The organism is Devosia nitrariae (assembly GCF_030160115.1).
GTDB classification, from domain to species: Bacteria; Pseudomonadota; Alphaproteobacteria; order Rhizobiales; family Devosiaceae; genus Devosia; species Devosia nitrariae.
Window position 1 is genome coordinate 330855 of record NZ_BSNS01000011.1, and the last position, 18965, is coordinate 349819.

Annotated in this window: 15 protein-coding genes; 6 read left to right on the top strand and 9 right to left on the bottom strand. The window is 63.1% G+C overall.

Going from position 1 to position 18965, the window contains the following annotated elements:
• Window positions 1-36: 36 nt before the first annotated feature.
• Genes QQK18_RS12130 through QQK18_RS12140 form a run of 3 tightly spaced genes read right to left on the bottom strand, consistent with a single transcriptional unit; the run spans window position 37 to window position 3416 of the window.
• Complete coding sequence (locus QQK18_RS12130) at window positions 37-1980, bottom strand: ABC transporter substrate-binding protein (protein ID WP_284340600.1); 1944 nt, start codon at window positions 1978-1980, stop codon at window positions 37-39.
• 47 nt (window positions 1981-2027) lie between these two features.
• A complete protein-coding gene (locus tag QQK18_RS12135) occupies window positions 2028-2438 on the bottom strand; it encodes a nuclear transport factor 2 family protein (protein WP_284340601.1) in 411 nt (136 codons plus the stop codon).
• Between the two features lie 9 nt (window positions 2439-2447).
• Window positions 2448-3416, bottom strand: a complete 969-nt coding sequence (locus QQK18_RS12140) for a D-2-hydroxyacid dehydrogenase (protein WP_284340602.1) — start codon at window positions 3414-3416, stop codon at window positions 2448-2450.
• Window positions 3417-3602: 186 nt separating this feature from the next.
• On the opposite strand from QQK18_RS12140, the gene QQK18_RS12145 reads away from it, so the two are divergent.
• Entirely contained in the window at window positions 3603-4619 is a 1017-nt protein-coding gene (locus QQK18_RS12145) for a LacI family DNA-binding transcriptional regulator (RefSeq protein WP_284340603.1), read from the top strand.
• Between the two features lie 33 nt (window positions 4620-4652).
• Here QQK18_RS12145 and QQK18_RS12150 read toward each other — a convergent pair whose 3' ends face one another.
• From QQK18_RS12150 to QQK18_RS12175, 6 genes are all read right to left on the bottom strand, one after another.
• On the bottom strand, window positions 4653-5639 hold the full coding sequence (locus tag QQK18_RS12150) for an ABC transporter permease (RefSeq protein WP_284340604.1): 987 nt from the start codon (window positions 5637-5639) through the stop codon (window positions 4653-4655).
• A gap of 118 nt (window positions 5640-5757) precedes the next feature.
• A complete protein-coding gene (locus QQK18_RS12155; RefSeq protein ID WP_284340605.1) occupies window positions 5758-7707 on the bottom strand; it encodes an ABC transporter substrate-binding protein in 1950 nt (649 codons plus the stop codon).
• Window positions 7704-9893: an alpha-amylase family protein gene (locus QQK18_RS12160; protein ID WP_284340606.1), complete on the bottom strand. Its 2190-nt coding sequence runs from the start codon at window positions 9891-9893 to the stop codon at window positions 7704-7706. The genes QQK18_RS12155 and QQK18_RS12160 overlap by 4 nt, the downstream gene beginning before the upstream one ends.
• Window positions 9883-10941 (bottom strand): ABC transporter ATP-binding protein, encoded by a 1059-nt coding sequence (locus QQK18_RS12165; protein WP_284340607.1) that lies wholly within the window; start codon window positions 10939-10941, stop codon window positions 9883-9885. Before QQK18_RS12165 ends, QQK18_RS12160 begins: the two co-directional genes overlap by 11 nt.
• Window positions 10938-11975 carry an ABC transporter ATP-binding protein gene (locus QQK18_RS12170; RefSeq protein WP_284340608.1) on the bottom strand — a complete coding sequence of 346 codons (1038 nt, stop codon included), beginning with the start codon at window positions 11973-11975 and terminating at the stop codon, window positions 10938-10940. Before QQK18_RS12170 ends, QQK18_RS12165 begins: the two co-directional genes overlap by 4 nt.
• Before the next feature lie 8 nt (window positions 11976-11983).
• Complete coding sequence (locus QQK18_RS12175) at window positions 11984-13123, bottom strand: ABC transporter permease (protein WP_284340609.1); 1140 nt, start codon at window positions 13121-13123, stop codon at window positions 11984-11986.
• Window positions 13124-13499: 376 nt separating this feature from the next.
• On the opposite strand from QQK18_RS12175, the gene QQK18_RS12180 reads away from it, so the two are divergent.
• The 5 genes from QQK18_RS12180 to QQK18_RS12200 all read left to right on the top strand — a co-directional run bounded on the left by QQK18_RS12180 (window position 13500) and on the right by QQK18_RS12200 (window position 18878).
• Window positions 13500-14549, top strand: a complete 1050-nt coding sequence (locus tag QQK18_RS12180) for a LacI family DNA-binding transcriptional regulator (RefSeq protein WP_284340610.1) — start codon at window positions 13500-13502, stop codon at window positions 14547-14549.
• 35 nt (window positions 14550-14584) lie between these two features.
• Window positions 14585-15535, top strand: a complete 951-nt coding sequence (locus QQK18_RS12185) for a D-2-hydroxyacid dehydrogenase (RefSeq protein ID WP_284340611.1) — start codon at window positions 14585-14587, stop codon at window positions 15533-15535.
• 38 nt (window positions 15536-15573) lie between these two features.
• Window positions 15574-16449, top strand: a complete 876-nt coding sequence (locus QQK18_RS12190; RefSeq protein ID WP_284341030.1) for a 2-hydroxy-3-oxopropionate reductase — start codon at window positions 15574-15576, stop codon at window positions 16447-16449.
• A gap of 45 nt (window positions 16450-16494) precedes the next feature.
• A complete protein-coding gene (locus tag QQK18_RS12195; protein ID WP_284340612.1) occupies window positions 16495-17490 on the top strand; it encodes a LacI family DNA-binding transcriptional regulator in 996 nt (331 codons plus the stop codon).
• Between the two features lie 149 nt (window positions 17491-17639).
• On the top strand, window positions 17640-18878 hold the full coding sequence (locus QQK18_RS12200) for a sugar ABC transporter substrate-binding protein (protein ID WP_284340613.1): 1239 nt from the start codon (window positions 17640-17642) through the stop codon (window positions 18876-18878).
• Window positions 18879-18965: the final 87 nt, after the last annotated feature.

Consider the following 18965-nt stretch of genomic DNA (forward strand, 5'->3'; position numbering starts at 1 on the left):
AATGCCCCACGGGAGGCCCGCGGGGCATTCATCAGGCTATTGCGCCTTGACGTACCACGTGGATGGATTGGTCGGGGCCGGCGTCGGGTAGATGGCCGAGTCGATCATCTTGGTTGGGATGTTGCCCATCTTATCGCCGGCGATGGCATAGGTGCCGGTGATCAGAGATATGCCTAGAGTGCGGAATTCGTCCCTCGCGATACCGAGGATTTCGGCAAACAATTCGACCTGGCGAGCTTCATCGGCCGTGGCCAGGAAGTCGTCGTAGAGTTCGAGTTGCCTCATGGTGGTTTCGTCGGGTTCTATGCCGCGCGGATCTTCGTTGTACCAGTATGACCAGGGCACCGCGTAGAGTGCATTGTCGTTGATCGGCACGTAAAGGCGGGGGTTGAGCATTTCATTGAGGCCTCCGGCACCCACATTGGAGATGGCCTCGAACAGGTTGCCGACCTGGCGTTCACGGTAAAGTGCACTGTCGATCACGTTTATGCGTAATTCGATGCCAACATCGGCCCAATACCGCTGGATAAGCTCGAGGCCGTCGATTTGCGGCGTCGTATCGGTACGCACATCGACCTGGATGGATATGGGCGAACTATCCTCGAAGAGGCGAATGCCTGCTGAATTTCGGTCGGTCAGGCCTAGATCGTCCAGCATCTGGTTCGCCAGGTCGGGATCGAACTCGGTATACTGGTGGGCAAACACCTCATCATAGAACTGAGATTCCGGGCGCGGCGCGACTTGGTAGGGTTCGCCTTGGCCGACATAGATGATGTCGATGATCTCCTGCCGGTCAATGGCGTGGCTGAGCGCGATCCGGAAGTCCTTCTCGTTGAACAATGCGTTGCGGTTCGGATCGGTCGTGGTGAGGTTGAGGTGAATGGCCTGGGTGGCAGAGACGTCCGGGCTCAGCTCGATGAAGTGGTACTGGCCGGCTTCCATGCTGTCGAAGAACACCGCCTTGTCCGCCAGGGTCAGGTTCTGCGGGCGGTAGGTGAAATCTATCTGCCCGTTCATCACCATCAGCTTGAGCACCTCGGTGTCGCCGATAATGGGGAATACGACCTCGTCGAGGTAGGGGAGCTGGTTCTCGGCCGTGTCGACTTTCCAGTAATAGGGATTGCGCTTTGCAACGACCTGCGAGCTCGACCCGTCATAGGGTTGCGTGACGGTCCAGGCGTGCAGCGAGGGCAGCTCGGGGTTAACCCACGAGGCGAAATTGTTGCCTGTTGGGCCACCGACCTTCTGCTGAAAAAGCTCTACCCAGGAGGTGAAGCCAGATGCGGCCACCTTCGCGTCGAGGTCTTCGGCATAGGCGGGATGGAACTGTTCACCATAGTGACGCGGCGCAATCGCGGGCTGATTGTTGGCGTTCGCCAGTTGCTGGATGAACAACCCATAGGGGTCGGCGAAGGTGAATTTGATGGTCAAGTCGTCCAGAGCCTCGACCACCACCGGCTGGCCGTTCACCTCTAGATGCCCCCCCGGGCCGCCGGGGAACAGTTCGGTATTCTTGGCCATATCCTCGACGAAGAACGTCACATCATGCGCGGTGACGGGTGCGCCATCGCTCCAGCGCAGGCCCTCGCGCAACTTGAAGATGAATTCGGTGCTGTCGTCATTGGCCTCCCAGGACTCTGCAATATTCGGGATGACGCGGCCGCCCTCGGGCGCCCAGCGTACCAGGGGTTCATATCCGATGATGCGGTTGATCCAACCATAGCCACGATCCGTGCCGCCCAGGATGTCGGTGCGCAGCGATCCGCCATAGACACCGACCTCATCCAGCGGCTCCAGAACCATCGGCTGTGCGGGCAGGCGGTCGTCGACCGGCGGCAAGGTGCCGGCCTCGACCTCGGAGTCCAGCGCCGGGGCCTGGTTGAACGCCAGGGCAGCGCCGGGAAAGACCATCAGAGCCGTCAGGACGACCCCGCCAAGACCTATGATGGCCTGCTTGCGTAAGTACTTGCTTGTCGTCACGTTGTCCTCCTCCAATCAACCACCGTGCGTTGGGTGTTTGTCTGGCTTTACGCCTTGAACCTCATGCGTGGCGTGAGACGGCTGATCTTCCAGCCATTCGGTTGCCGACTGAATTCGAATTCGAGGTCGCCGACAGAGTTGATACCGTTGAGGGGCACCGTTCCGTCTTCGTTGACAGGGCCCCGCAGCGGCATGAAAACCGCCGTTGCCCGGGCACTGTCGGCGGTGATGTCCCTCACCAGCACATTGGTCACGATATGGCGGGAAAGGTCAGTGGCCGGACGTTGCCTGAGGGCGCTTAAGATCGCTTCCTGGCCGGCAACCGGCACGCCACCCCGGACCCATACCGCATCAGGACTGAAAAGGTCCGCTGTCTCCTCATAGAGGCCTTGGTCCATGAGACTGTAAGCTGCGGTGGCGAGCCAGGCGCATTCCAGCCGCGTATCGGCATTGCTCATCAGCTGCTCCTAATAGCCGAGTTGCTTGTTAGCGATGTTGATGAGCTTACGCCCCTCGACGTATCGCTCGAGATTGTCGCGGAAGATCTCGTAGCCGCGCGCCTTGGTCTTGAGCGTTGTTGCCCCATTGTGCGGAGTGATGATCGTATTTTTGAGGGTCCAGAAGGGACTGTCGGCCGGCAGCGGCTCGACGCCATGAGCATCTAGACCGGCTCCGGCTATCCATTCCTCATCTATGGCCCGGTAAAGCACCTTGTCGTCAGCGATGCCGCCACGCGAGAAGCACACATAGAATGCACTGGGCTTCATTGCTCGGAATTCGGCTTCCCCGAGCAGGTTGGCTGTTTCCGGCGTCTTTGGCGCCGTAACCACGACGAAGTCGCACTCACTCAGCATGCCATGGAGCTGGTCGCGCGTATACATTGCGTCGAAGTTTGGCGTCGGTTGCGGGTTGCGCCGCAAGCCCAGTACCCTCATGTGGAACGCCTTGCACTTCAGCGCCAGATCGCTGCCCGAATAGCCCGTGCCGATGATGCCGACGGTCAGTCCGTTCAGTTCGCCGTGGAAGAAGGGGTCCCATTTGCGGTCGCGATGCCCTTGGATCCACCGCATGGCGTTCCGGTTCAGCATCAGCATGAGCATCATCGCGTGCTCGGCCAAGGGTATGGCGCCGTTGCCCTTCGAACAGGTGAGGACCACGTCGCTTTTTACGAATTCGGGAAACAACTGCGCATTGGGTCCCGCCGCCCAACTGTGCACCCATTTCAAGCTCTTGGCCTTGTTGAGTCCTTGCGGCGAAATGTGACCAGCTACCACGTCGGCATCGGCGATCTCTGCCTCGAGAGCGATGTCCGAGGGGAAGTATCTCAGCGTCGCATTCGGGGCTCGCTGGCGAAGCTCGGCCATGCGGGCGTCGTCGATCTCGCCAGTCATATAGACAGTCAGGGGTTTGGTTTTCGCCTCGGCGGCAATAGTCATCGCGTCGCTCCTCCATTAGGGAACCGTAGGGGGAGCGACAGTTCTGGTGCAAGCAACAATGCGCAATCGTATCGTACTAATTGCGTTGCGGTGCGCAACTATGTTGCGGTGATCGCGTCAATCAGCCTTGCACTTCGATCTGCGACGAACTAGGGAGTCCAGAATTGATGTGAAGGAGGACGCCGATTGAGCCGCCGCATAAAACTCGATGACTTGGCACAACGCTTAGGCATGTCGAAGTTTTCCGTCTCCCGTGCGCTGTCAGGAAGGCCCGGCGTCAGTCAGAAGACACGCGAGTCCGTTATCCGGCTGGCCCGCGAAATCGGCTACGATCATGCCGGTGTCAACGATCGCCTGGGCGAACGCGTCATCCATCTGATCATCCCGAGCGCCGACGCCATCAAGTCCAGCTTTTGGGTGGAGGTGATTGGAGGCGCCGACGCGGAGGCACGCCTGCTTGGCTATCGCCTGTCGACGGACGTGTTGAGTGACGGCTTGGCACCCAACGGCATCGACGATGCCGCAGCAGGGTTGATCCTGGCTGGGCGACGCTCTCGCGGAATGCTGGAGCCCTTCATGCGACTTCCGCATCCCAAGCTCTTGATCGGGCATCCCCGCCCAATGGAAAGGATCGACAGTTGCCAGCAGGCCAACTTCGACTCCGGCTACGCCGTGGGCGACCTGTTTGGTCGCTACGGCCATCGCAGTGTTGCCTACTTCACCGACGCTCCAGAGGATGAAGGGCGAAACCTGCGCTACGCCGGCCTGAAGGAGGCGATGCGTCAGCATGGCGGAGAGGTGACGGTCATCGCGACCGACGAAGACAAAGACGCCAAGCAGACGGTGCTCGAGGCGTTTCAGACCGAACCGTTGCCAACCGCATTTGCCTGCGCCACCGATTTCGTCGCCATGACTCTGGCCTGGGGACTGAATGAGCTCGGGCTCAAGATACCGGCACATGTATCGTTGGTTGGCTCCAATGACACGCCTACGGCCTCGATGCTTGGGCTGCGACTGACAACGGTGCGCCCGCCAATGCGCGAAATCGGTGCTGTAGCGGTGCAGATGCTCCATTGGCGCATGAATCTCGCACCTCCGGACGCCCGGCCGAGGCGCACCTTGCTGACGCCAGAGCTGGTGGAGCGCAATACGCACGGGCCAGCCAATGGCAGCGAACTCCGGACGCGCCTAGAGCAGATCTGACTAAGCTGCGGATGAATGTGAGCCTGCCCAAACTCACGTATAGCGGATGCGCGGGTCGAGCCAGGCGAGCAGCAGGTCCGACAGCAGCGTGCCGACGACGGTCAGGGCGCTCAGCATCATGATGAAGCTGCCGGCCAGGTACATGTCCTGGGAGATAAGCGCCTGCAGCAGCAATGGCCCGGTCATTGGCAGGTTGAGCACGACCGCCGTGATCGTTGCGCCGGAAACCAGCGTTGGCAGCACCCAGCCGACCGTCGAGATGAACGGGTTGAGGGCGACGCGCACCGGGTATTTCAGCAACAGCTTGCGCTCCGAAACCCCGTAGGCCCGGGCAGTGGTGACATAGGGCTTGGCCAGCTCGTCCAGGAGATTTGCGCGCAGGATGCGGATGAGCGCCGCCGTGCCGCTGGTGCCGAGAACGATTGTCGGAATGATGAGGTGGCTGCCAAGATCGAGCAGCTTGCCGAGGCTCCACGGCGCGTTCTCGTATTCCGGAGAGAACAGGCCCCCGATGCCCGTGTCGAAGTATTTGAACGAGATGTACATCAGGACCAGCGCGAAGAGGAAGTTCGGGATGGCAAGGCCGATGACCCCGATGAAGGTGGCGAGATAGTCGCCCACCGTGTTCTTGCGCACGGCCGTATAGATGCCAATGGGCAGCGAGATCGCCCAGATGAAGAGCAGCGTGACCAGCGCCAATACGAAAGTCAGGCCGAGCCGGTTCCAGAGAAGGTCTGCCACGGGCCGGCGCCACTGCAGCGAAAAGCCGAAATCGCCGGCAAACACGATATTGGAGATCCATTTCCAGTATTGCACCGGAAGCGGGTCATCGAGTCCGTAGCGTGCTCTTAGCGCCGCCATCTCCGCCGGGTCGACGGTGGTACCCTGCAGGTTGAGCTGGGCCACCATCGCAGTCACGTAATCGCCGGGCGGCAACTGGATGATGAAAAAGGTCATCACCGAAATCGCGACCAGCGTCACCAGCATGTAGACGATACGGCGGGCGATGAAGGCGAGCATGGATTTCTCTCCGGGCGAAGCGCTTTCGGGAAAGGCGGTCGCCGGTTTTCCGGTTCGAAAGCGCGATAGCTAATGCCCCTCCCGGAATCGCCGGGAGGGGCGGGGCTTCGGGGGAGGACTATTCCGAAGCGTAGTAGAACTGCTCGGGATTGGCGGCGCCCGGATGAGTGTACTCGGTGCTGGCCAGCAGCACGCCCGGCACGTTGCGCAGCGCGATGTTGATGATCCCGTAGTCCGCGGTCGGCTGCATCACGCCGATGGTGTAGAACTCCTCCTTGGAGATGGCGAGAAGCTCCTTCATCAGTTCCTGCCGCCGGTCGGCGTCGATCTCGGCGAAGATCTGCTGGTAGAGCTCCATTTGCCGCTTGGGCGCTTCCGGCGGTTCTTCCGGATTGGTGTCATTGGTGAACCACTGACCCCAGGTGGTGGCGTAGAAGGCCGCCCAGGATGAGGGGAAGTAGTACTTCGGATCGAAGAGAGAATCGGCTCCGCCCGAGGCTGACCACACGGCCGCGTCATGGTCGTTGGCTTCAACCCTCTGGTTGAGCGCGGTCGTATCGGAGGTGTTGATCAGGAGATCCACCCCGATCTGTCGCCAATAACCCTTGATCAGCTCGGCGCTGTCGATCCAGGGCTGGCGGATGACCGAAATGTCGATGGTGAACTGCAGAGGCCGCCCGTCCGACATCAGCCGGATGCCATCGCCATTCTTCTCGGTCAGCCCGAGGGAATCGAGCATCTCATTGGCCTTGGCGATATCGAACTCGGTAAACTGCGTTGCCATCTCCTCGTCGAACAGCGGCGATTCCGGCCGCTCGACAGTCTGGTAGGGCCGTCCCTGGCCAAGCCAGACCAGTTCGATGACCTCCTCGCGGTCGATCGCCGTCGAGAGCGCCTGACGGAACGACTTGTTGCCGAACAGGTCGCGCAGGACCGGATCCTTGTGCGTCATGTTGAGCGAGATGATCATCAGGTTCGCCCGGTTGGGCAGCACCTCATAGAACTCGTAGCCGCCCGTCTCCTGATTATCGAAGAACGTGCCACGGTTCTCCGGCGTCGTCACAAAGCCGATATAGCTGTCGACCATGTCGAAGTCGCCATTGGCGGCCTTGAGCAGCGTCACCTGGGCGTCACTGATGATGTCGATGGTCACGCGGTCGATATAGGGAAGCTGGTTCCCTTCGGTATCGACCTTGAAATAATAGGGGTTGCGTTCGGCGATGAGCTGATTGCCGCTACCCTGGCCGATCCCCTGGGTGACGATCCACGGGTTGAGCCGCGGCAGATCCGGGTTGCGCCATGCGTCGGCCATCGAATGGAAATGCTGCACCCAGCTCTGCGCGCCCGCTGCCTGGGCGGTCGCCGCAGCATCCGCATTGAAGTCCGGGTGGAACTGCTCGAGGTAGTGGCGCGGATAGGCAAAGGGCTGGTTGGGTTCTGCATCATTGGCCGGTGTCGCCATATACTGCAGCAACAGGCCGTTCGGGCCGCCGAAGACGAACTTGACGGTGGTGTCGTCGATCTTTTCGACCACCAGCGGCGTATCGTTGCGCACCGACCAGGTGGGCTTGGCCGGGAAGAGCTCGGTGTTCGAATAGACGTTCTCGTACCAGAACATCACGTCGTCGGCCGTGTAGGGCTCGCCGTCGCTCCACTTGTGCCCCTCGCGCAGGTGGAAGGTATATTCCGACCCATCCTCGTTGATCTCGACGTCCTCGGCGACGTTCATGATGACGTCGGGCACGATGTCCGTCTGTTCGAGGTCTGGTTGCCAGGTCACCGAGCGCACGAAGTTCTCGTAGCCAATGGTCCTCACCGGCGTCGAGATGTCGCTCGGCGAGTTCATGACAAGCCGCCAGGTGCCGCCATATTGCCCGACGCTCTCTAACGGCTCGACCACCATCGGGTTGGCCGGTAGCCGCTCTTCGACCGGTGGCAGCTCGCCTGCCTCCACGCGCTCGGCCAGCATCGGCGCCTCGTTGTAGTCCTGCGCGGTGGCAAGCCCGACCGACAGTGTAAGCGCTGCCAATCCGACGCCGGCGCGACTTAATGCATGCAGCAATCTCATTCTGGTCTCCTCCGTTTGAACGACGCATAAGTGGGTTCGGCGGAGTTGTGTCTCCGCTCGTATAGGCAAGCGGCCTCAGCCGTTCCCTGAAACTGGATGGCCTCGAACGCCTCGAGCGGCGGCAGCGCATACCAGAGGTATCCGTCGGCATCGGTCTCAGGGCTCTCCGGCGCGATCTCCTTGCTGGCGACCAGCGCCCTGCCGCTCCCTGAGACGCCGCGTACGCCGAGCCGCAGGCCATGCACGGCCGGCGCATCCTCGTAGAGGTTGTTGCGCTGCCCGCCGTAATTGACGACGTGCACCAGAACCTTGCCGGTTGCCTCCTGGCGCTGCACCGTCAGCTCCAGCGACCCGCGGCCTTCGATCCGCGCCGGAGCGGCAGGGATGTGACGGGTGACGAGGTCGGTGAGGAACGTGCGCGTATGGGGCAGGCTGTCGCGATGGTAGAGGGCGTCTGCATGCCAGGGGACGTAGACGGCCTTGCCCTTGCCGTGATCCCCGATGATCGCCCCTGGCATCTCGCTTTCGAAGTCCGGAAAGCAGAGCTCAGGCGGTCCGAACCGCTGTGGAGGCAGGAGCTTCAGCAGCGTTTGCGCGCCGTCCTTCGCCTTCGCGACATAGTAGGTGTGATCGAGCATCAAGAGCTTCACGTCCTCGCCGATCGGCAAGTCGCCGGGGCGGACGCGGAAGTAGGCGCCCTTCATATGCTGGCGCGCCATCGGCTTGCCCGCGATCGGCAGGCTCGCGAGACCCGGTTTGTCGCGTGCAACGCCTTTTTCGTCGTAAAGGCCCGTCTCGCCGGTCGCGAGCAGCACGCCGCCGGCTTCCACCCAGGCATCGATGGCCCTGGCCTCGGCGTCGGAAAGGCAGGTGACATTGGGCATTACCAGGCCGTCGTACTGGCTCAGAACCCTGCCGCCGTCCTTGCCGGCGACGATCTCGTCAACGACGAGGTCGAACGGCAGTCGGGCTTCGACTAGGGCACGATAGGCGCCACGATAGGCTGCCTGCGCGTGCTGGCCGCTCGCCGCGCGCTTGGCATAGGCACCGGCCCCATGCCCCGGAACGATGGCATGCGAGTGATAGAGCCCGATCCTCGATGCAGGCTTGAGGCCGGTATAATTCCGCTCGTTCGCCTTGTGCCAGTGAAAGAGCTTGGAGGTCTCGGCGAAGGCCGACTTGTCGTCCTGGTCCATTACGCCGAGGAGATAGAAGTCGAGCGTCGCGCCGCTCGCCAGTTGCTGCGCCGCCCGCACGAGCTGGTAAGCGCCGGTCTCGGAAACGAACCGCCAGGCGAAGTCGATGAAGTTGGCCGAGGTCGAGGAGACGGTTTTGCCTTGTCCATAGGCCTGGCCCCAGCGGGCCTGCTCACCGGCCTGGTAAGGCCATTCGGGCTGCGGCCGTTCCACGGCGCGCTGCGTCTCCATGCGAATGAGATCGCTCTCGCCCCGATGCCCGGTCATGGCGACCTTGGGGTTCACGTTCTTGATGTGACGGTAGACCTTGGCGCGCAACTCGAGCGAGGTGCGATCCTTGAACTCGAGGTAGTCGGCATAGGCCGGATCGGAGAAATCCTCCGTTGCCGGCAGGGCCTTGCCGTACATGTCGCGGAAGCGCCGCCGGCAGTTCTCGCAAACGCAGATGCCGAAATAGTCGCCCGAATAGGTGAAGTTGGTGTAGCCGAACATGTTGAAGAACACGCCGTCCACGTCGTAGCGCCCGAGCGATTCGGAGATGATCTCGAGCGAATAGTCCTGGTACCAGCCAGCGTTGACGCAGGCCTGGTAGGTGCCGTTGTATTCGAGCGCCTCACCCTTGACGTTATGGACGAACCAGTCCGGGTGGGCCTCATAGGCGATGCGGGTGGCCTTGCTCATGTCGTAGCGCCCGACAAGCGCCAGCCCCTCGGCATGCGCAGCGTCGACCGCCGCGCCTAGCGCATCGCCCTGCATCATCGGGTTGACCGCCTGCAATGCCAGCTCGGTCGGATAGAAGGCGAAGATGCCGCCGATATTGTAGAGCAGCACGTCGGCTCCGAACGCCTTGACCTCCCTGGCCAGCGTGCGCTGGTCGTAGAGGGCGTCCGGTTGGCGCAGGTTCGTCTGCACCATGCGGTAGGGGCGCTGCCACCAGGCGGGTGCGGGCTCCGTATCCGGCATCGAGCGGCTCACTTCTTCATGCAGCATCGGCATGGACTCCCTTGAGATCGAGGCTTTCGGCGTAGTGGCAGGCGACCATGTGTCCGTCGACGGGACGCAGTTGCGGATCGTCGATGCGGCAGCGGTCGGTCGCGAAGGGGCAGCGCGGGTGAAAGGCACAGCCGGCGGGGCGGTGGGCAGGGTCGGCGACCTCGCCCTTGAGGCGCATCTGTTTGCGCTGCCGGGCGCCTTTCGGGTCGGGACGCGGCACCGAAGCAAGCAATGCCGCCGTATAGGGGTGGCGTGGTCGGGCAAAGAGCGGCTCGGTGTCGCTGAGCTCGACGACCCGCCCCGCATACATCACCGCCACCCTGTCCGAGATATATTCGACGACGCCGAGGTCGTGGGAGATGAAGACGTAGGTGAGGGCAAACTCCTCCTGCAGGTCCTGCATGAGGTTGAGCGTCTGCGCCTGGATCGAGACGTCGAGCGCCGAGACGCACTCGTCGGCAACGACGAGCCGCGGATGGACCGCCAGGGCCCGGGCGATGCCGATGCGCTGCCGCTCCCCGCCGGAAAAGGCATAAGGGTAGCGTTCCATGTATTCGGGTCGCAGGCCAACCTTGTGCAGGAGCTCGGCGACCTTTGCCTCGACCTCGCGCTCTTCGGTCACGCCGAAATTGCGCAGGGACTCACCGATGATGTCGATCACCCGGCGGCGCGGGTTGAGCGATGCGAACGGATCCTGGAAGATCATACGGATCTGCGAGCGGTAGGGGCGCAGCTGCGTCTCGCCGAGATGAGCGATATCGCACTCTGCTTCCCCCTCGCGGGCAAAGAGGATTCGGCCCTCGGTCGGCTCGAGTACGCGTACCAGCGCCTGGCCGAGAGTTGTCTTGCCGCAGCCGCTCTCGCCCACGATGCTGAGCGTCTCCCCGTGACGGATATCGAGGCTGATGCCATCGACCGCCCGCACGTGACCGACCGTGCGCTTGAGGACGCCCCGCTTGATCGGAAAGTGCACCTTGACGTTCTCGGCCCGCATCAGCAGATCCGGTTCGGTTGCCGTGGTCCCCAAAGGCAAAGCCGCGTTCATACCGTCACCTCCGCCGCTTGGGTGAGCACCGCCGGATCGCGCATATGACAGGCGACGATGTGGCCTTCGTTGAGCTCGAGTTTGCGCGGGTCCTCCAGGTTGCAAAGCCCGGGGCGGGCCTCCGGGCAGCGGGTGTGGAAAGGGCAGCCCTTCGGTCGGTTGAAGGGATGGGGCACCATTCCCTTGATCGAATGCAGCCGCTGCCCGCGCTTGCGCCGCGCTCCGAGCTTAGGGATGGAGGAGAGCAGGGCCAGCGTGTAGGGGTGCTGTGGGTTGTAGAAGATATCGTCGACGCTGCCGCGCTCGACCACCTGGCCGAGATAGACGACCGCCACTTCATGGGCGATCTCGGCGACGACGCCAAGGTCATGGGTGATGAAGATCACGCCCATGCCGTACTCGGCCTGCAACTCGGCGATGAGGTCGAGGATGTTGGCCTGCGTCGTCACGTCGAGTGCCGTCGTCGGCTCATCGGCAATGAGCAACGCCGGGCGGCAGGCGAGCGCCATGGCGATCATCACGCGCTGGCGCATGCCGCCCGAGAGCTCGAACGGATAGTTTGACAGTCTTTGGCGCGGATCGGGAATGCCCACGCGTCCCAATGCCTCGACTGCGCGGTCGATCGCCGCGTGCCGGCTCAACCGGTGGTGCAGCAGGATCTTCTCGATGAGCTGATCGCCGATCGAATGCACCGGCGAGAGCGAGTTCATCGGTTCCTGGAAGATCATGGCGATGTCACGCCCACGAATGGCGCGGACCGGCTTCCCCGCGGGATCAAGCTTGGCCAGATCCACCGGCTCCCGGCCAGTACGCTGGAACACCATCTCCCCATCCGTGACCCGGCCGGGTGGCGAGACGATCTGCAGGATCGAACGGGCGATCATGGATTTGCCCGAGCCGCTCTCGCCCACGATGCAGAGCGTTTTGCCCGCGTGAGCATCGAGGTCGACGCCGTCGACGGCCCGCACCAGTCCTTCGCGCAGGGCGAATTGGGTTTTGAGGCCTCGGATCCGGAGAAGGGGGGCGGTTTGCATGGGCGGGATCATGTGTAGGGGTCGGCCGCATCGCGCAGACCGTCGCCAAGGAAGTTGAGGGCGAGGACGGTTATGATCACCAGGACGCCGGGAGCCAGCAGCCAAGGTGCTTCGGCGAGCGAGCGGATGTTCTGGGCCTCCTGCAGCAGCACGCCCCAGGAGACCGCCGGGGGGCGCAGGCCAATGCCGAGGAACGAAAGCGAGGTTTCCGCGATGATCATCGCCGGGATGGCAAGGGTTACCGAAGCGATGATGTGCGACACGAACCCCGGCACCAGATGCCGGCCGATGATGGTCATCTGACTGGTGCCATCGAGGCGGGCGGCGATGACGAAAGGCTCGTTGCGCCAGGACATGAACCGGCCGCGCACCTCGCGCGCCAGCGACGTCCAGCCGATCAGCGAGATGATGAGGGTGATGATGAGATAGACCAGCACCGGCGACCAGGTCACCGGGATGGCTGCCGCGAGCCCCATCCACAGGGGGATCGTCGGCACCGACATGATGAACTCGATGACGCGCTGGATGAAATTGTCGATCCAACCGCCGAAATAGCCGGATATGCCGCCGAGGATCACCCCCAGCACCAGGCTGACGGCGACGCCGACGAGACCGATGGAGGTCGAGATGCGCGTACCGTAGACGACACGGCTCAAGACGTCGCGCCCCAGCCGGTCCGATCCCAGGAGATAAAACGGCTGGCTGGGATCAATCGGTCCGATCAGGTGGATGTCCGAAGGAATCAGGCCCCACAACCGATACGACTCGCCCTTCACGAAGAGACTGACGGGCACCACGACATCCTCGTCGAGCGTGAAGACCCGCCGTAATGTGTTGGGGTCACGCTCGGACGAGAAACCGTTGACGTGCATGCCGAACGCGAGCCCGCCGTCCTCGCCGGCACGCCAGAACTTCAAGGACTGCGGGGCGAGCATCGTATAGGCGGAGTCGTAGTAGTCGGGGCCACGCGGCGCGACGAATTCGCAGAAGATGCCGACAAGGTAGATCAGGGCGATCACGATGCCGCTGACGACCGCCAGCCTGTGCTCGGTGAACTTGCGCCAGACGAGCTGTCGCTGGCTGGCAAGTCCGACCGGGGGCAGTGTGTCCGCTGTACCTGCGGAATTGGCTTCCTCGAGCGTCGTCATGGGACGCTCCGGCGGCACGCGAACGCTGCCCGACTGCGCGAAGCTATCCGCTTCACCGCTCTCCCTCCCATTGGCTGCTAGTGTCGTATTGTTTGTTGTAATTTAGGCTAACAGGACACGGATTTTGGCGCACGTCAAGACCCGTCTTTTCGGTGCGAATGTGGGTGGGGCTGGGGATCGGCTGTGCTCTTCATCGTACCAACAGCTTGAAAAATAACATCTTAAGATTCAAAAAAGGAAACCGTTGCGGCAGAACCTGCTAAAAAAACATCAGTCAGTTTCTCCTGGGCGGTGTTGACAGCAACCGGGTTGACACCTAACAAATGCGCAACAAGCGATAACAGCGCGGTGGAGGAATGCCGACTGGCATGCAGCAATGGCGCGAGTGACCATCCAGAACATCGCCGATCGCTTAGGGATCTCGAAATTCGCCGTGTCGCGGGCGCTGACCGGTAAATCGGGTGTCAGCGAGGCGACGCGCCGGCTTGTGCTCGAAGCGGCTTCCGAGCTGGGCTACGATGCCAAAAAGCGCCTGAATGGGCCGGGCCGGACGATCGAGGTGATCTTCAAGGATCGCACCGTCGCCAGCCGCGAGCTGTGGATCGACGTCCAGCACGGGGTCGACAGCGAGGCGGTGCGGCTAGGCTACGCCATGGCCGTGCGCTGGACCGACGATCCGAATATTCTCGCCCGTCTCGAGGCGGCCGCCACCGGTTTCATCCTCATCGGGCCGCAGCGCCGGGACATGTTCGAGGCGGTCAAGGCTAGTCCCTTGCCCTCGGTGGTGGTCAACCATGTAGTGCCGCCGCTGTTTGCCCTCGACCAGATCAGCGCGACCGACGTCGAGGCAGGCGTTTACGTAGCGCGCTTCCTTTCCGCTCTCGGTCACAGGCGCCTGGTCTACGCCCACGGACGGCTCGGTTACCCGGGGCGCTACGCGCGTCTGCGCGGTTTTGCCGAGGCGATCACCGGTATCGCGGGCATGGAGCTGCGCGAGATCGCTTTCAAGGATGACCAGGCGGCCGACGACCTGCGCGACGCCCTGCTGGCCATGGCCGACGGCGGCTTTGAGCCGACGGCGATCTTCTGCGGCAGCGACGGTGTCGCCGTCACCGTCGTTTCAGAGCTGATGCGGATGGGGCTGCGCGTGCCCGAGGACGTTTCGGTCGTTGGCCACGCCGACTACGGCATTGCAACGCAGATCTCCCCGCAGCTGACGACGGTTCACATGCCCCACCGTCAAATGGGCGTCGCCGCAGTCCGTCTGCTTCTGGCGCGGGCAGGGCAGTTCGGTTTTCTCGACGGCCTGCCCACCCAGAGGGTCAACCTCGTGCCCCACCTTGTCGAGCGGCAGACCACCGGTCCTGCAACCACCCGCTCCTGGCGCAGCCGTCTGCGGGACCTGGCCTTGCAACGCCCCGAATAGCGCACAAACATGGAGGCGAACGCAGGAGGGACTTCGTGTCGAATGAAAAGCTGACAATCCTCGTTTCGAGCGATGTAGACGCGACGCGGCAGGCCGAGCTGCGTTCCATCGCGCCGGGCGCCGATATCGTCGTGGCTGCGACGCCTGCAGACATCACCACCCACGCGGACGAGGCCGACATCATCGCCGGCTTCGTTCCGCCCGAGACCCTGAGGAAGGCCCGCCTGCTCAAATGGGTGCACAGCTGGGCCGCCGGTCCCGACACCCAGCTCTATCGCGAGTTCATCTCACACCCGGCCGTGTTGACATCCTCGGCCGGCAACGGTGCCGTGCCGCTTGCCGAGCACGCCATGATGCTGATGCTCATGCTCAACCGCAATGCGCTGCGCTGGGTCGACAACCAGCGCGCCCGCAAGTGGGAGCGGTTCACTCATGGCGAGCTCAACGGATTGACCGTCGGCATCCTCGGCGCCGGTCATTCCGGCAGCGACCTGGCCCTGAAGGCCAAGGCCTTCCACATGCGCGTGCTGGGCCTCCGCCGCAGCGACCGTCCGGCGGCCAATTTCGACCGGTTCTATCCGCGCGAGGAGCTCCACGACTTCCTCGCCGAGGCCGACTTCGTCGTGGTGACGGCGCCGCTGACTCCGGAAACGAGAGGCATGCTCGACGAGGCCGCATTCCGCGCGATGAAGCCGAGCGCCTATTTCATCTGCTTCTCGCGCGGCGGCATCGCCGACGACGACGCACTGCTGCGCGCCCTTGGCGAAGGGTGGATTGCCGGTGCAGGCATCGATGCGCACGGCATCGAGCCGCTGCCGCCCGACAGTCCGTTCTGGGATGCCCCCAACACCATCGTCACCCCGCATAACGGCGCAACCTCGCGTCAGACGCGCCAGCGCGGCTACGACATTTTCGCCGACAATCTGCGCCGCTACCTCGCCGGCGAGCCTCTCGTTAACGTCGTCGACAAGGCCGCGGGCTACTAAAGCCCTACGCGCGGCATCTTCAAGTCAATCAGGAGGACATCATGATCGGTTTCATTGGGCTTGGCGTCATGGGGCGGCCGATGGCGGCGCATCTGATCGAGGCAGGCCAGACCCTCCATCTCCACCGCGTCAAGCCGATCAGCCAGCACCTCGTCGACCAGGGCGGCATCGCCTGTTCGAGCGCGCGCGAGGTGGCCGAGAAATCGGACATCGTCATCCTCATGCTGCCCGACACCCCTGATGTCGAGGCAGTGCTCTTCGGGCAGGACGGACTGGAGGAGGGTCTCAGTGCCGGCAAGCTCGTCATCGACATGAGCTCGATCTCTCCTGTCGCCACCAAGCAGTTCGCCGAGCGCCTGCGCCGCAAGGACATCGGTTATGTCGACGCGCCGGTGTCGGGTGGCGAAGTCGGGGCCAAGAATGCTGCCCTCACCATCATGGTCGGCGGATCGGAAGCCGATTTCTCCCGCGCCCGTCCGCTTTTCGAGGCCATGGGCAAGAATATCACCCACGTCGGCGCGGTCGGCGACGGCCAGACGGCCAAGGTCGCCAACCAGATCATCGTCGGCTTGACCATCGAGGCGGTGTCCGAGGCGCTGCTCTTTGCCAAGGTTGCCGGCGCCGATCCCGCCAGGGTTCGTGAGGCGCTGATGGGCGGCTTTGCCTCATCGCGCATCCTCGAGCTCCACGGCCAGCGCATGATCGACCGCACATTCGACCCCGGTTTCCGTATCCGCCTGCACCGCAAGGACTTGACGTTGGCCACCGATGCGGCCAAAGCGCTGGAACTGGCGCTGCCGAACACCGCCATGACCCAGCAGCTGATGAACGCGGCACTTGCCATCGGGCTCGGGGACAAGGATCATTCGGCTTTGATCGAGGCGCTCGAGCACCTGTCGGGCGCCGCCCGATAGGAGGAGTCGCGACATTCTTCGCGGCCGGAAACTGCAAGGTAGGGGATGGCACGCGTAACGGTCCAGTTCATTGCAGATCAGCTGGGCATCTCCAAGTTTGCCGTCTCGCGGGCCCTCAGCGGCAGTTCAGGCGTCAGTGAAGAAACCCGCGCCTCTGTGGTCGAGACAGCGGCGCGGCTAGGCTATGAGCCCCGGGCCCGGCGCCGCTCGTCGGTCAGTATCGAGATCATCTACCACGATCCGGACGTCGCCCACCGCGAGCTCTGGGTCGAGGTGCAGACCGGCGCGCAGATCGAAGGCGCGCGGCTTGGCGTCGAGACAGCCGTGCGCTGGACGAGCGATACCGAGACCGTCCGGCAGATCGCCGGGCAGACGAGCGGGCTCATTCTCATCGGCCCGCACGACGACGCGATGCTGACAACGGTGCGCAAATCCGGTGTGCCCTGCGTGCGTATCGGCGGCGCACTCCCGCCCCTCGAGCCCATGGATCAGGTCGGCGGCACCGACGAGGAAGGAGCGACGGCCGTCGCCGAATACCTTCTGGGGGAGGGCCATCGCCGTTTCGTTTATGTGCATGGTCAGCTCGGCTATCCCGGCCGCGTCAACCGGCTGGAACACTTCCGCGAAGGGCTTGCCGCGCAGGAGGAGACAGAACTGCGCGAGATCAGCTTTCCCGCCGACAACGCACCTGGCAATTTCCGGCAGGCGCTTGCCCGGATGGAGGCGACGGGTTTCCACCCGACGGCCTATTTCTGCGGTAACGACTACGTGGCCGTCACCGTTCTCACCCAATTGCTGCGCATGCGCATTCGCGTGCCCGAAGACGTCTCGGTTGTCGGCTACGCCGACTATCCGATTGCAACGCAGACCTCGCCGCCGCTGACCACTGTCCGAATGCCGTTCCGCGAGATGGGCATCGCAGCCGTGAGGCTTCTCCTGGCCCGCCTTGGGCACTCTGAACCCCTCAATGATCTTCCTGCCCAACGCATCGGGCTGATGGGTACCCTGATCGTCCGCGGTACTTCCGGTCCGGCTAGGTAGCGCCGGCGCCAAACCCACAGCGACAGGTCGTCGATTGACAGGCCGGCGATCCTTAGTTAATCGATTAACAAGGCTGCTGCGTTGGAGGAATGCGGCAGCTCGCGCGGGACCATCTGGCCCGCATGGCACTTCATTCGGAGGAGGAGAGAATGCCCAGACGTTTCCTGCATGGCCTCGGCTTGGCCGCAACCACGGCGCTGCTGATGGCCGGCACAGCGCACGCAGAGAGCCTGACCGTCTACTGGAATGCCGGTCACGCCTATGACGCCTATGCAAAGGTCATCGCTGAGTTCGAAGCGGATAATCCCGGCTGGACCGTGCAGTGGGAGCGCTTCCAGTGGCCCGATATGCGCACCAAGCTCGTCGCCGATTTCGCTGTCGGCAACACCCCCGACCTTGTCGCCGAACCCGGCGGCTGGGTGCAGGAGTTCGCTCAGCAGGGGCTGCTCGAGCGGTTGGATGCCTATATCGAAGCCGACGGCTCCGAGATGGGTTATCCCGAAGACTGGCAGGACTTCTCCGTCAGCCGCAACATGCTCGATGACTCCTATTACGGCGTCCAGATTCACCTGACCTGCGCGACCCTCGTCTACAACACCGATCTCCTGGCCGAGGCCGGGTTCGATGCGCCGCCGACCACCTGGGAGGAATTCCGCGAGGTGGCGATGGCGACCTCGACCAACGGTCGCTTCGGTTTCGCGCCTAACCCGGTCACCAGCTATTACTGGCCCTGGCTCTTCCAGAACGGCGCCGAGTTCTACGATCCCGAGACCAATACCGTCGGCTTCGACAGCCCGGAGGCGGCCGAGGCGCTGCAGTTCGTTTCCGACCTCATTCACGACGACAAGGCCGCGCCGCTCCCAGTCGCCGGTGCCGACTATGAAGGGCCGCAAAAGCTCTTCACTGCCGGCCGCGCTGCCATGATCATCACCGGCCCCTGGGATGTCACGCCTATCCAGACCGGCAATCCCGATCTCAACTGGGCGATCGCTCCCTCGCTGACGAACAAGACGCAGGCGACCCAGGCCGGCGGCGTCAGCCTGATGATCCCGGCCGCGGCCAAAAACAAGGATATGGCCTGGGAGCTCCTCAGGCGCTTCGTCTCTCTCGAGGCAGAGCTTGAAGCTTCCCTCGCCAACGGCATGACCATGCCGCGCAAATCCTGGGCAGAACATCCGGACGTTCAGGCCGACGAAATCCTTGGCAAGTTCGGGGCGTGTCTTTCCTACGCGCGCGACATCACGGCCGAGATCCGCCTGACCGGCAAGAGCGCGCAAGTCGGGGAGCTTCTCGAGGCCGCGGTCGACGAAATCATCTACAACGACCAGCCGGCCCAGGACGTCCTGTCGCGCTACGCGCAGGAGGCCAACCGCATGCTCGCGGAATGAGCCGGCGCTGCGCCGGCCCACCTCCCATGGCCGGCGCAGCCGCTCCAGAGCGGGATGCGAAAAAGTGAGTACCGGTTTTTCGCGAAA